General features: G+C 46.0%; 13 protein-coding genes and 1 pseudogene. 7 read left to right on the forward strand and 7 right to left on the reverse strand.

From position 1 onward, the window contains the following. The first annotated feature begins 643 nt into the window (after positions 1-643). From V3S16_RS12605 to hgcB, 4 genes and pseudogenes are all read left to right on the forward strand, one after another. Complete coding sequence (locus V3S16_RS12605; protein ID WP_413885463.1) at positions 644-1480, forward strand: hypothetical protein; 837 nt, start codon at positions 644-646, stop codon at positions 1478-1480. Between the two features lie 816 nt (positions 1481-2296). Further along, positions 2297-3379 (forward strand): annotated as a pseudogene (gene hgcA / locus V3S16_RS12610) (mercury methylation corrinoid protein HgcA); the annotation flags it as partial. A 40-nt stretch (positions 3380-3419) separates the two neighbouring features. Then, positions 3420-3509, forward strand: coding sequence for a pentapeptide repeat-containing protein (locus V3S16_RS12615; protein WP_413885465.1), 90 nt, complete (start codon positions 3420-3422; stop codon positions 3507-3509). Positions 3510-3613: 104 nt separating this feature from the next. Then, entirely contained in the window at positions 3614-3901 is a 288-nt protein-coding gene (hgcB, locus tag V3S16_RS12620; protein ID WP_413885467.1) for a mercury methylation ferredoxin HgcB, read from the forward strand. A gap of 4 nt (positions 3902-3905) precedes the next feature. Here hgcB and V3S16_RS12625 read toward each other — a convergent pair whose 3' ends face one another. Both V3S16_RS12625 and V3S16_RS12630 read right to left on the reverse strand, forming a co-directional pair. Further along, complete coding sequence (locus V3S16_RS12625; RefSeq protein ID WP_413885469.1) at positions 3906-4139, reverse strand: hypothetical protein; 234 nt, start codon at positions 4137-4139, stop codon at positions 3906-3908. 104 nt (positions 4140-4243) lie between these two features. Next, positions 4244-4927 carry a sterol desaturase family protein gene (locus V3S16_RS12630; protein WP_413885471.1) on the reverse strand — a complete coding sequence of 228 codons (684 nt, stop codon included), beginning with the start codon at positions 4925-4927 and terminating at the stop codon, positions 4244-4246. Positions 4928-5127: 200 nt separating this feature from the next. Between V3S16_RS12630 and V3S16_RS12635 the strand changes: the two genes are divergently transcribed. Further along, positions 5128-5871, forward strand: coding sequence for a TIGR04282 family arsenosugar biosynthesis glycosyltransferase (locus V3S16_RS12635; protein ID WP_413885473.1), 744 nt, complete (start codon positions 5128-5130; stop codon positions 5869-5871). Then, a complete protein-coding gene (locus tag V3S16_RS12640) occupies positions 5868-6557 on the forward strand; it encodes a TIGR04283 family arsenosugar biosynthesis glycosyltransferase (RefSeq protein WP_413885475.1) in 690 nt (229 codons plus the stop codon). The genes V3S16_RS12635 and V3S16_RS12640 overlap by 4 nt, the downstream gene beginning before the upstream one ends. 588 nt (positions 6558-7145) lie before the next feature. Here V3S16_RS12640 and V3S16_RS12645 read toward each other — a convergent pair. The 5 genes from V3S16_RS12645 to lpdA all read right to left on the reverse strand — a co-directional run bounded on the left by V3S16_RS12645 (position 7146) and on the right by lpdA (position 11195). After that, positions 7146-7352 carry a DUF2283 domain-containing protein gene (locus tag V3S16_RS12645; protein WP_413885477.1) on the reverse strand — a complete coding sequence of 69 codons (207 nt, stop codon included), beginning with the start codon at positions 7350-7352 and terminating at the stop codon, positions 7146-7148. Positions 7353-7355: 3 nt separating this feature from the next. Continuing rightward, the gene (locus V3S16_RS12650) at positions 7356-7592 is read right to left on the reverse strand and encodes a hypothetical protein (RefSeq protein WP_413885479.1); all 237 of its coding nucleotides are present in this window, start codon (positions 7590-7592) and stop codon (positions 7356-7358) included. A 239-nt stretch (positions 7593-7831) separates the two neighbouring features. Beyond that, positions 7832-8242, reverse strand: a complete 411-nt coding sequence (locus V3S16_RS12655) for a PIN domain-containing protein (RefSeq protein ID WP_413885481.1) — start codon at positions 8240-8242, stop codon at positions 7832-7834. Then, complete coding sequence (locus tag V3S16_RS12660) at positions 8235-8459, reverse strand: DUF6364 family protein (RefSeq protein ID WP_413885483.1); 225 nt, start codon at positions 8457-8459, stop codon at positions 8235-8237. The genes V3S16_RS12655 and V3S16_RS12660 overlap by 8 nt, the downstream gene beginning before the upstream one ends. A 594-nt stretch (positions 8460-9053) precedes the next feature. Next, complete coding sequence (lpdA, locus tag V3S16_RS12665; RefSeq protein WP_413885484.1) at positions 9054-11195, reverse strand: dihydrolipoyl dehydrogenase; 2142 nt, start codon at positions 11193-11195, stop codon at positions 9054-9056. A gap of 508 nt (positions 11196-11703) precedes the next feature. On the opposite strand from lpdA, the gene V3S16_RS12670 reads away from it, so the two are divergent. Then, the coding region (locus V3S16_RS12670; RefSeq protein WP_413885486.1) for a glycosyltransferase family 2 protein at positions 11704-11870 on the forward strand (167 nt) is incomplete at its 3' end.

Below are 11870 nucleotides of genomic sequence, written 5' to 3' on the forward strand. Positions count from 1 at the left end.
ATCTTCAAAAGCCCTCTTATGACGAAATGGCGGAAGTTCACAATGTACTTAAAGATGCGGGTCTCAAAACCGTTATCTGCCAGACCGATCGTGGCCACATCGGCCCTTGAGAGCACGAACCGACGAAAATTCAGTCATGATCCTCTAACAATAGAAATTTTTGCCTGTTGTTTCATATCAAATTAGATCCAAACCCCTTTCCTGCGCCTTTACGCCTCTGGCTTTTTCAATACTCCTAAACTTGACTTAAATCAACGCAAGATAAATGAAAAGCAAACATTCAAGCGATTAGGTCAGTCAGACATATCAAAGGTTTTATGTCCAGTTGATATCCTGAGGATTTGGAGAGATATCTGGAACGATCAGTTTCTGTGATGAGATTGTCTGCAATCATAAGAATTAGATGATGCGATACCCGGGGTGGAATTCAACATCTCTAATCTCGAAATAGTCCATAGCTTTAAAGATTGAAATCGATTGCCAAGAACTTTCTGCACCAACATCCCCCATTACTTTCCTGTCCGGTCGGATTATCCCCGATTTGTTTTCAAAAAAGCCGTGAAATATATAAAACAAGATGCTATATGAGTCTTTCTCCCGTTGCAGGGAGATCAATCATTTAAAGAACAGGGGATCCAATATTATGAACCTAAAGAAAATATGCGTTTGTTTCACCGGCCTGGCTATAATTTCAGGGTTGATCGCGTGCGGTAATGTTACATCCGAAACCGAACCGGCGACCCCGACCGATCAACTTGGCCGGACACCGTCCCAAGCCCCCGCTGCGCCGCAACTTGCAGCGGGCAGCGGGAAAGTGGTGCAAAAGCTGGACGCCGGCAACTACACCTATATCCGCCTGGATGATGGGGCCGGCAATGAAACCTGGGCCGCCGTTCCCAAAACTCAACTGGAGATTGGGGAACAAATTGCGCTGAAGGGCGGTACTGTTATACGTAATTTTAACAGTAAAACCCTGAACCGGACATTTGATTCCATTATCTTTGCGACCGGCGTTATCAGAGCCGCCGGAGATAAGAACGCTCAGACGCAGGCGGCAACCATGGCCGGTTCCGATGTCACCCGGTCCGGAATCACCGCTCACGACCTAACCCCACAAACCCGCGGCAGCAGCCACGCGACAGTGTCTTTCACCAAGTTGAAAGTCGAAAAGTCAACCGCTCAGAACGGTTACACGGTTGGTGAACTTTTCGCGAAAGGAGCCTCCCTGAACAAACAGAAAGTAACCGTAAAAGGGCAGGTTGTGAAGGTAAACCCTGATATTATGGGAAAGAACTGGCTCCATATTCAGGACGGCACCGGAGATCTTGCGAAAAACACGTATGATCTGGTGGTTACATCAGCCGATATCGCGGAAAAAGGCGCCATTATCTCCCTTGAAGGAATTCTGGCCGCTGACAAAGATTTTGGCTCCGGCTACAGGTATGATGTAATTGTCGAGGATGCAGTTCTTATGAAATAAACCGCACTATCTTTCTCTGCTGGGGGCGATCGCCAAGATCAAGATAGTAGAAACCTTCACTTTAGGGGGTCATCAAAAATCGAAGGTTGATGACAACAGTTGTCGTAGGACAATTAGTTTGCGTAGTCAGACTTATCACAGGTTTTCCGGCCGGCTGATAGCCTGTTGTTGCTCAAAGCTGTCTCAATGCGACCTGGTGAAAAATCTATCCCTTTTAAATATCTCTTCCCCTTTTCGCTGCATTTAGTTATTCGATCTTTTCAGCTGCATCCCGCAACATTACGGCTTGCCGCCTTTGTAGAAACTCACAATGATGGCTCTCACAATTTTAGCCCGCATTTCTCATGAAGAATTTATTTTGGTTTTGAAAACACAAAAGAAACCACTTAAAATCATGAGATTATATTAAACTAGGGTGCCCTTGATCAAAGACACTCTGTTTTGATGAATATCGTCCCACTAAAAAATAAATTCTTCACCAAAGGCAAGCCTGAGCAACACAGGAACTGCGTTATTCAGCCCTCGAAGTAAAATACTACGCCTTGACTTCGGCTGAGCTCAGTCGATGCCCGGCCTGAAATGCCTTGTTCCTGAGTCGCTCAGTCTCGTGAGAAAACCGGGTTAGGTCAGAAATAAAGCATTTCTGTTTTTAGCGCACTTACAGATCATTTCACAAACGGATTTATTATTGTTTTATTATTGAGTTTGTGCATACTTTATTGTGAGAATCTTAAAAAAACTGGGAGCGACATACTCGAAATGGATCGTAATATTTTACACAAGACACCGTTGGCTAAAGCGAAGGCCGGCTGTTGACCTCAGGATAAACCGGCTCAGGTGAGTCTTCCTGATTTGAAACAGCCGTTTGTCATCGGTTGCATGAATACGCCGGTGGGTGAAGTACCCCGGGTTTCGTCATCACTGGCGCGGGCCGATCACTGGGGCACCTTTAAGGCCCGCTGGGGGGTGGGGCGCATGCATTATACCGTCGAACCCGGCCTTTACGCTCTGAACCGGCCCACAGATCAATCACCGGTTCTGGTCACCGCCAATTACAAGATGAGCTTTGACAGCCTTCGCCAAGCTTTAGGGGACCGGGATGCCTGGATTCTGGTGTTAGATACTGATGGAATCAATGTGTGGTGTGCCGCCGGCAAGGGCACCTTCGGAACTGACGAACTGGTTGCGCGCATCAAATCGAGCGGTTTGGAACAGATTGTGGCCCATCGCCGGCTGATTCTGCCCCAGCTTTGCGGACCCGGCATAGCGGCATTTCAGGTAAAAAAACTCTCGGGATTCAAAGCCGTTTACGGTCCAATCCTGGCAACAGACCTTAGAGCTTTTCTCGAAAACGATTTGAAAGCAACGCCTGCAATGCGCAAAAAATCATTCCCTCTTTGGGAACGGATTGTACTTATACCGGTGGAGCTGGTTGCGGCCCTCAAACCGGCTGTCTGCGTGCTTGCGGTCTTCTTTGTTCTGGGAGGTTTCGGCGGTCCCGGCGCCTTTTGGGCCAATGCACTGGACGACGGTCTTTTTGCAGTCATCGCCTTAGCGACAGCCATTCTGGCCGGCGCAATACTGACGCCGATATTGCTGCCGTACCTGCCCGGCCGGGCCTTTGCACTCAAAGGTTTTAACCTGGGGCTTTTAACCGCAATAATTTTAGCATTCTTTCGAAATGTTGATTTTGCGTCCTGGCCCGGCCGTCTTGAAATCATTGCCTGGTTTTTTTTGGTGCCGGCTGTCACCGCTTTTTTGGCCATGAATTTTACCGGCTCTTCGACTTACACTTCTTTATCAGGCGTGAAAAAGGAGATGCGCTGGGCCGTGCCTCTGCAAATCGGCGCTGTTGTGGTCGGCCTCGGCCTTTGGCTTGGATCGCGGTTCATGGTCTAGACCCCAATATTTCATGCCAAGAGTTGGGTTCAAAGGTTCAATGTTCAAAGGTTCAGAGTTTAGAGGTTCAGGGTTCAGAGGTTCAGGGTTCAGAGGTTCAAGGTTCAGAGGTTCAAGGTTCAGAGGTTAAACGCAGAACCCGGAACGCAGAACGTTGAACCTGTGAACGCCCACTAAAGGTCTACGGTCATTTTTGTCTGGTGAATGACGAGGTCTGGAATAAGGAGTTTTTTGATGGAACAGTTTATTTACCTTAAGGATGTAGTGACATTAGCATTTGACCAGGAAAAGTGTGTGGGATGCGGAATGTGTACCGTCGTTTGTCCCCATGAAGTGATCTTATTGGCCGACGGCAAGGCCCGTATAGCGAATCGCGACGCTTGCATGGAATGCGGTGCCTGTGCCCAAAACTGCCCGCCCGCAGCTTTAAGCGTCGATGCCGGTGTCGGCTGTGCCGCGGCGGTGATAAACTCCGCTTTAGGCCGCAAAGACTCAGCCTGTTCCTGTGTTATCGACACCTAACCTCTTATTTCTCTTCTTTCGTGCGGTTGTAGCATCTGCGTTCGTAGTAGATTGAGGTTTTGTTGTCAAAGATTGCTTCATTTTCATGAATATATTTAGCCCCGCCTTCCCAAAAACCGCATGCCAGTACAGCCATATCGCCCAATGAAAATTTTTTGCCGCAGGACGGACAGCCTTCGGCATTATACATGTTGAGTTTTTCGAGATCCATTATGATTTTTAGGTTTGGATTTTTCATATACCCTCCTTCCCGATTGACGCTATAAGGATGATCTTATTTGGTCTCATTGCCTTTTGCCCTCTCTTTGTTTGGATCAACAATCTTGCACAGACAATTGGAAATTACTTAACCGGAGCCGTAAACGGCATCACAAGCAGGTGGTGAAAATTTAACTTTGCAGGCTCATAATGCCCCCCTACTCCGATGCGGATACGGTCCTGGTCAACGTCTGTTATCAGCGTTCCCAGGATACGATCCCAAATTGAAAAAATCGTGCCATAGTTGCTATCCCGCTGCTTGATAACTACGGAATGATGAATACGGTGCATGGACGGCGGCACAAAAAGAATCCAAAAGATTTTCTCAAACCACTGGGGAACGGTTAAACCGCTGTGATGGAATTGAGCTGTAAAAACCAGCAGTGTTTCAAAAAGAAGCACACCAAACATGTCCGCCCCTAAAAAGAACACCAGCGAAATTTTAATGACAGCGGATATGGCCAGTTCGCCGATATGAAAGCGGGTAGCTGAAGAGACATCCATATTTAAATCTGTATGGTGAACACGATGAAATCGCCACAGAAAAGGCATTTCGTGATTCAACAGGTGCCAAACATAAAGCATGAAATCCATAAAAACGAATGTTACCAATGTTTTTGCCCAGTACGGCACCGCCGTCAGGTTCAGAACCCCTATCTGCTTATCAGTAACATAAAGACATGTTTGCACAAGGATGGATGCAAACAGCAGTTTCAGTATCAAGCTATTGAATATGGTAATGCCCATGTTATTGAGCCAACGTTTCAATTTAGAAACCGTGTTCGGTCTATAGGGATTAATCAGCTCCAAAATCAAGAAAAAAAACAGTCCACCCAAGAATATCCAAAACCTCATCAAAGCAAATTTAGTGTAAGGCATAATTCTTTACCCCTAAAACATATTGAGGTTGAAGATTAGAAGCTGAAATAGTATATATAGCAAGTTTTTAAGGCACAGGTCAAATTTTCTTGGATCCGGGAAACCAATTCTTTGTAAATACCATGAAAATGCCGGACAATCACAGCACGCGGTGCGTCATTGTCTTTTTGAAAGTACCGCAAAAAAGCAGGGTAAAAACAAGGCTCTCTAAGTTTTTAGGCCCAGAGATCGTTGTTGACATTTATAAAAATTTTGTTGCTGATATCCTCGGTATGCTAAATAGAAGCCCATACCGCATTATCGTCGGTTATTACCCTCCGCACGCACAATCCGAGGCCGTCGAATGGCTCGGGCCCGGCTACACCTTGATGCCGCAAAAAGGAAATAACCTGGGCAAAAGGATGGCAAACGCCTTTGACAAAATGTTTTCCAAAAGCTATCAGCATGCACTTCTTATGGGAACGGATTCTCCCGATCTTCCGGAGAGCATAGTTGACGAGGCCTTTAAAAGCTTAGACAATAATGATGCCGTCATTGGCCCGACCGTTGACGGCGGATACTACCTGATAGGTTTTAAGTCGGCTACTTTTTTACCCCAAATTTTTGACGATATACCTTGGGGAACCGAAGATGTCTTTGAGATGACGGTGAAGATCTTTCAAAAAAACAAATTTAAGCTCCACGTTCTGCCGAAGTGGCGGGATATTGACACCTATGAAGACCTTAAATTTTTTTATAAAACCTATTCACAAAAAGAATCCACCGCTCCAAATACAGCCGCATATTTGTCAAATATCGAATTAGATATCAGCACGTCTGAACCTATCGAATGAATCAGCAGATATCCATAATCATACCTGTTTTCAATGAGTCGCAGATTATCCACTCTACCATTGATTACCTTTACAACCTGGATTTTGCCGGCGACTTTGAGATTATCGTCGTGGACGGAAACCCTGCGGGGACTACCATCAACACCATAACCAACGCCGATGTTAAAAAGATTATCGGGAAAAAAGGCCGGGGATCTCAGATGAACCAGGGGGCCGCTGTCGCCAACGGCGATGTTTTGCTTTTTTTGCATGCCGACACCCTGCCGAGTCATGATGCCCTGGATCAAATCATAGCGGCAACCAAACAGCACAATATCATGGGCGGCGCGTTTGATCTGGGCATCCGGTCTGAAAAGAAAATATTTAGATTGATTGAAATAGCGGCATCCATGCGCTCCCGCCTCACCCGAATCCCATACGGCGACCAGGCCATTTTTCTTAAAAAACGATTTTTCGACCAAATCGGCGGATTCAAGGATATTCCCATAATGGAAGATGTGGAGCTGATGCAAAGGGTAAAAAAGGCCGGCAAAAAGATCAAATTTATTGCACGCAAAGTCCAGACCGCTGCCCGTCGCTGGGAAAAAGAAGGGATCGTATATTGTACACTGAGAAACTGGTCCTTGAGAACCTTGTATTTATTGGGAGTACCGCCGGAGAAGCTCAAGAAATTCTACTCTTCATGAAACATCCGGGTCAGCCCGGATCTCTCAAAGATCACCCCCACCCGGATACACAGGACGAATCGCGTTTGATACGCATTACGTATCAATGGCATTAGAGTGTTTTATTGCGCCTTACATTATAGCAGATATCGGCACTTTAAAAATTGTACATTGGAACTGGTATCCTTCAGCACGGTCCTGATGTCAAAATTGAACACTAATAGCCGTAGTGTTCATTTAACACCAGGCATGAGCGGCGAGCTATTGCGAGTCCGCCTCTATGCCGTTGTTCTGCAAAGTAGCTTTTTCACGGGTATGCTTATATTCTGGTTATTTGGGTCGGGCCACGGTAACCGACTATAATAACAGTAAATAAAGCTTAAAATAGGCCCTAAAATCGTCTTAAACAGCTCTTTTTGGCCCCGAAAAGGACCTTTTAAGCTAAATAGTATTTCAAAAAAATTCTTAGACTTTTCTCTTAAAAGTGTGTTTTGGCCCCCAAAAATGCCCTTTTAAGGCCTTATTTGACGCATTTTTTAAACGTTTTATCTATTATATCAAGATGTTCCTGTGGCCCGACCCCCATTACAAAGCTGATGCTCGGCATTCCTATACGGTTTGGCGCGGCATCTCTTGATATGAGAATTCCCAAAGTCCAGCATTATCTTTTGCATGTTCAATAGTCATGCTCACGATGTTGCCTTTCCTATCAATGTCAATATAGATATTTTCACTTATTTCTTTAGTCTCATGGACTTCTTTGTCTATGAATTCGATGTGAGCAGTATCCGTATCAGAAAAATATTTCACTTTCATGTTTTATTCCTCCTTGTATGATCTATCGAAAAATGCGTTATGAACCGTTTCGCCGTCTTCGAGCAAGATAACCCTCAAGTATTTTCCTGTTTCTGATATTTTGGCCCATTTCCTGATCCTGCCATCGGATTGGATTTCTACCTTTTCAGGTTTCTCAATAACTGATTTTATCCAGTCCTCTATGATCTGGGCACGATCCGGGCGTTTCCTTGTATAGTCAAAATATTGTGTTGTTTTCATTTATCAAATTCCAAATGCATATAATGGAAGTGTCCAGCATTTGCATTCAACAATAGCTTGCCATAGTGTTCAATTCAAACAAGCCACATTTCAATGCAGAATACGAGTAATAGTCTGAATATCCAGTTGCGTTATCTTGCCAAAGAACCAGATATCTATTGGTCTCATCATGATATGATACGGTTTACATAGCTGGAACTCAAGTTTAAAGTCTTTATACAATTAAAGACAATCAATTTTTAAATCAGCGGGTTTTCTATTTTTACCCCTCGTATCACCTGACCGTGGTTTAAATCTTCCGTCCAAATTCGCTCACACTTTGCACTTTCAGCAGTGGCGACGATTAAAGCATCCCAGAAAGACAGGCGGTTGATGATGCTGCAATCGATGGCTTCTTTTATAATTTCGGGGGTAACAATCACTGTTTCGAAATTTTCAAACGAGTGCAGAATGTCTTTAACCAGCAACGGATCGGCGGCAAGCTTCTTTGTACCGACAACAAAAAATTCCTGCATGACTTGTGTAGAAATCACACCACTATGATCATTTCCCAGCGTTTGCAATAAAAGGCGGCTTGCTTTTTGTTTAGCTGGGTCATGAGAGTCAATGCAGTATACTAATATGTTAGTGTCGATGAATATTTTAGACATCGTACAGTTCCTCTCGTTTCCAGTGTTTGCCTTTAGAGTCGGCGCCGGCGCGATCCATCAAATGAAAGCATTCTTCAAGCCATGCCTTGGACTGAGAGCGCACCGCCTGTTCGAGGAGTTTTCGAATAAGCGCATTCATCGACGTTTGATGTTTTTCAGCATAACGCCTTCCTGATTTCAGCAGGTCTTCATCTATTGAAATGGTTATATTGGGCATATGACACCTCCTCAGTTATTTTTACACATCATAAGTGAATACAGGATATGTGTCAACAGTATATGTGCAACAGGATGTCCTGGCCTGTTACATTTGATGATTTGCGAACAAACCGCTCCGTTCTGTGAGCAGTACACACCATAGTTGATGTATCATGCCATCCCCGGCAATTATCTATGACGAATAAAAGATTAACGTCGAACATCGAACATCGAACGTTGAACATCGAATAATGCATTCTACCATTTATAAAAAAGACAAAGCGAAGCGCCTTCCACATTCGACGTTCGACGTTGAACGTTCGATGTTCGATGTTCAAATTGTTGCATCTGAAATTACGACTAAACCTTCATATCACGTTGAAATTACGTATACAGGTCAGGAGTTCTGAAATTATAAAATCAGGGTCGATGAGCAAGGCCGCATCCGCCGTCGCCCTTAGAAAAGGGCTATGGCGGGACAAGCAAGGGTTTGTGGTGCGGCGTACGCCTGTACGCCGCAGCCGGAAAACCGCGGCCTCCGGCTCGGAGAGCCAACGCCTCGGAGAGAGAACGCCGCTCAGGAGAAAAAGGGCCATTTATGGATGGACACCAGTTAGCCGCGCATCCAGGCGTGATATCGTTCCACCCAGCCCAGGAGTTTTTCCGGCGCATGGGCTTTTTTCCACTGGCCGGCGGCAAATTTGTTGGCTTCCGCCAAGGTGGGGTAGATATGAATGGTTCCCAGGATTTTATTCAAGCCCAGCCCGTTTTTCATAGCTAAAATATATTCAGCGATGATGTCGCTGGCATGCGTCCCGACAATAGTAACACCTAAGATTTTATCGGTGCCGGGCTTTGTCAATACCTTGACCAAGCCGTGATCTTCGGAATCGGCAATGGCCCGGTCCAGATCGTCGATGCCGTAGGTGGTGACCTCATAGTCCGTATTGGTTTCCTTTGCTTCCTGTTCATTCAGACCGACACGGGCAACCTCGGGATCCGTGTAAGTGGCCCAGGGGATGACGCGATAATCGGCCCTGAACGTTTTGAATCTTCCAAACAGGGCATTTACCGAAGCATACCATGCCTGGTGGGCGGCGGTGTGTGTAAACTGATAGGGACCGGCAACATCGCCGGCACAAAAAATGTTGGGATAATTCGTTCGAAGAAATTCATCGGTTTCGATGGTACCGTTGCGCTCAATCGCGACCCCCAGCTCTTCCAGACCGAAACCTTTGGTATGGGCCACACGACCGACGGCCACCAGGATTTCGTCAAATTCAACCGAAACATCCTCTCCGTTGTGATCGCAGATCAAGGTCTTTTGATCGCCGTCAACCCGCACCTCCTTGGCGCGATGATTGGTAAGCACACGCACACCTTCCTGCTCAAATTTATTTTTCACAAGTTCGGAAATTTCTTCATCTTCGCGCAACAAGATGCGGGGTGCCATCTCGACCTGCGAAACCTGCGCGCCCAAGCGCGCAAAAGCCTGGGAAAGCTCACAACCGATAGGACCGCCGCCTAAAACAACGAGCCGTCCGGGGAGTTTGCGAAGCTGCCAGACATTGTCGGATGTCAAGTAGTTGATTTTATCCAGACCCGCAATGGGCGGAACAAACGGGCGCGCGCCGGTAGCAACAACGATATTGCGAGTAGTAATAACTTTATCGTTTACTTCGACGGTATATGGCGAAGTGATCATCGCGGCACCCTGGATGCAATCCACACCAAGTTTGGTATAACGCTCCACAGAATCGTGGGGTTCAACTTTTTTAATGATCCTTTGAACTCTCTCCATAACATCGGCAAAGTCAAATTCAATTTCACCGCGTCTAAAACCAAATTCGGCCGATCGCCTGGCATACGATAACATTTTTGCGGATCGCAGCAGCGCTTTGCTCGGTATGCAGCCGGTGTTCAGGCAGTCCCCCCCCATTTTGTGCTTTTCGATCAAAGCCACTTTGGCCTTTACTGCTGCTGCAATGTATGCCGTCACCAGTCCTGCCGATCCCGCGCCGATTACTACAAGATTGTAGTCGAATTTTTGCGGGCGGGGGTAGTTGGCCAATACCTGGCGTGTTTTGATAAAGACTACAAGCTTTTTGGCTGCCAGGGGAAAAATGCCAAGCAGTGCAAAAGATAACAAAAGTTCGAAAGAAAGAATCCCCTTGAGTGACTCGATCTTTGCTAACTGAGTGCCGGCGTTTACATATACGAAAGTGCCGGGGAGCATGCCGACCTGACTTACAATGTAAAACATAACCGCACGGATGGGGGTCAATCCCATTACAAGATTAATGATAAAAAACGGAAAAACAGGAATCAACCGTAATGTAAAAAGATAAAAGGGCCCGTCCTTTCTAAAGCTCTCGTTAACGGCCTTGAGTTTGTCACCGAATTTATTCTGGACATAATCTCTCAGCAGGAACCTAGACACCAAAAAGGCTAAGGTTGCGCCGATGGTACTTGCAAAAGAAACCAAAAGCAGCCCGGCCCAGACACCAAAAAGGGCTCCGCCTGCCAGCGTCATTACGGTGGCACCCGGCAGGGACAAGGCCGTGACCGCAATATACAAGGCCATATAGGCGCCCATCGTCAGCGCCCGATTATTAGCGTAGTAATTTTCAAATGCTTGCTGCCTGGACTTCAAATGCGTTAAGGTAAGGTATTGCTGCAAATCAAATGCAAAGAAAACATATGCCAGCAGAACAATCGCCAATAAAAGAATGATCTTTGACCACTTGGGTTTCATATCGACACCTGTATACCATTAGTCATTTGTATGCTCTTTTTCTTACAATATAATTAAGGATTCACTGATAAGCAACAAATACCGATCTCACCGGCCGGCACCAAAAGACACGTCCAATTTTGAACATGCCATAATTTTGCAATACCAATAATGTATGCTATATTTGTTATATTCAGACCTCGTCATCCACCAGATAAAAATGACCGTAGGCCATTATATACTGCGGGATTTCACAAAAATTGGACATCCTGTCGGTCTGGGTTAGGAGGTTCAAGGTTCAGCGTTCAGCCTGCGACGAGCTCCCTTCGGTCTGAGCTCAGGGTCGAAGACAGCCGAGTCGGGTTACCTTTCGTAGGGGTTCACAGGTTCAGGGTTGCTTTTTCTTTGTTCAACTTTCGTACTTTCCCGCCTGCCAAGCGCCTCCGCCGAAGCTTCGGCGCTCTTGCAAAGGCGGAAGTCTTGTTCGGCGGACAATCGTGATAAATTTATTTATTTGGCCGCATTAGATATGGAAAAAAGCAAAAACCGGAAGGTAAGCGTCATCATCCCAACTTACAATCGGGCAGCAATGCTCAAAGAGGCTGTCGACTCGGTTCTGGCTCAGGATCACCCGAATTTTGAACTCATTGTTGTCGATGACGGGTCGACTGACTCTACGCCTAAAATTCTAAATAC

It is taken from the genome of Candidatus Desulfatibia sp., from assembly GCF_036446775.1.
GTDB lineage: Bacteria > Desulfobacterota > Desulfobacteria > Desulfobacterales > UBA11574 > Desulfatibia_A.

What these genes read in the sequence shown, in the direction of transcription:
- V3S16_RS12650 (WP_413885479.1), bottom strand. Translation starts at nt 7,592, where the DNA reads ATGAAAACAACACAATATTTTGACTATACAAGGAAACGCCCGGATCGT.
- V3S16_RS12660 (WP_413885483.1), bottom strand. Translation starts at nt 8,459, where the DNA reads ATGCCCAATATAACCATTTCAATAGATGAAGACCTGCTGAAATCAGGA.
- V3S16_RS12655 (WP_413885481.1), bottom strand. Translation starts at nt 8,242, where the DNA reads ATGTCTAAAATATTCATCGACACTAACATATTAGTATACTGCATTGAC.
- lpdA (WP_413885484.1), bottom strand. Translation starts at nt 11,195, where the DNA reads ATGAAACCCAAGTGGTCAAAGATCATTCTTTTATTGGCGATTGTTCTG.
- V3S16_RS12645 (WP_413885477.1), bottom strand. Translation starts at nt 7,352, where the DNA reads ATGAAAGTGAAATATTTTTCTGATACGGATACTGCTCACATCGAATTC.
- V3S16_RS12625 (WP_413885469.1), bottom strand. Translation starts at nt 4,139, where the DNA reads ATGAAAAATCCAAACCTAAAAATCATAATGGATCTCGAAAAACTCAAC.
- V3S16_RS12605 (WP_413885463.1), top strand. Translation starts at nt 644, where the DNA reads ATGAACCTAAAGAAAATATGCGTTTGTTTCACCGGCCTGGCTATAATT.
- V3S16_RS12615 (WP_413885465.1), top strand. Translation starts at nt 3,420, where the DNA reads ATGTTCAAAGGTTCAGAGTTTAGAGGTTCAGGGTTCAGAGGTTCAGGG.
- V3S16_RS12640 (WP_413885475.1), top strand. Translation starts at nt 5,868, where the DNA reads ATGAATCAGCAGATATCCATAATCATACCTGTTTTCAATGAGTCGCAG.
- hgcB (WP_413885467.1), top strand. Translation starts at nt 3,614, where the DNA reads ATGGAACAGTTTATTTACCTTAAGGATGTAGTGACATTAGCATTTGAC.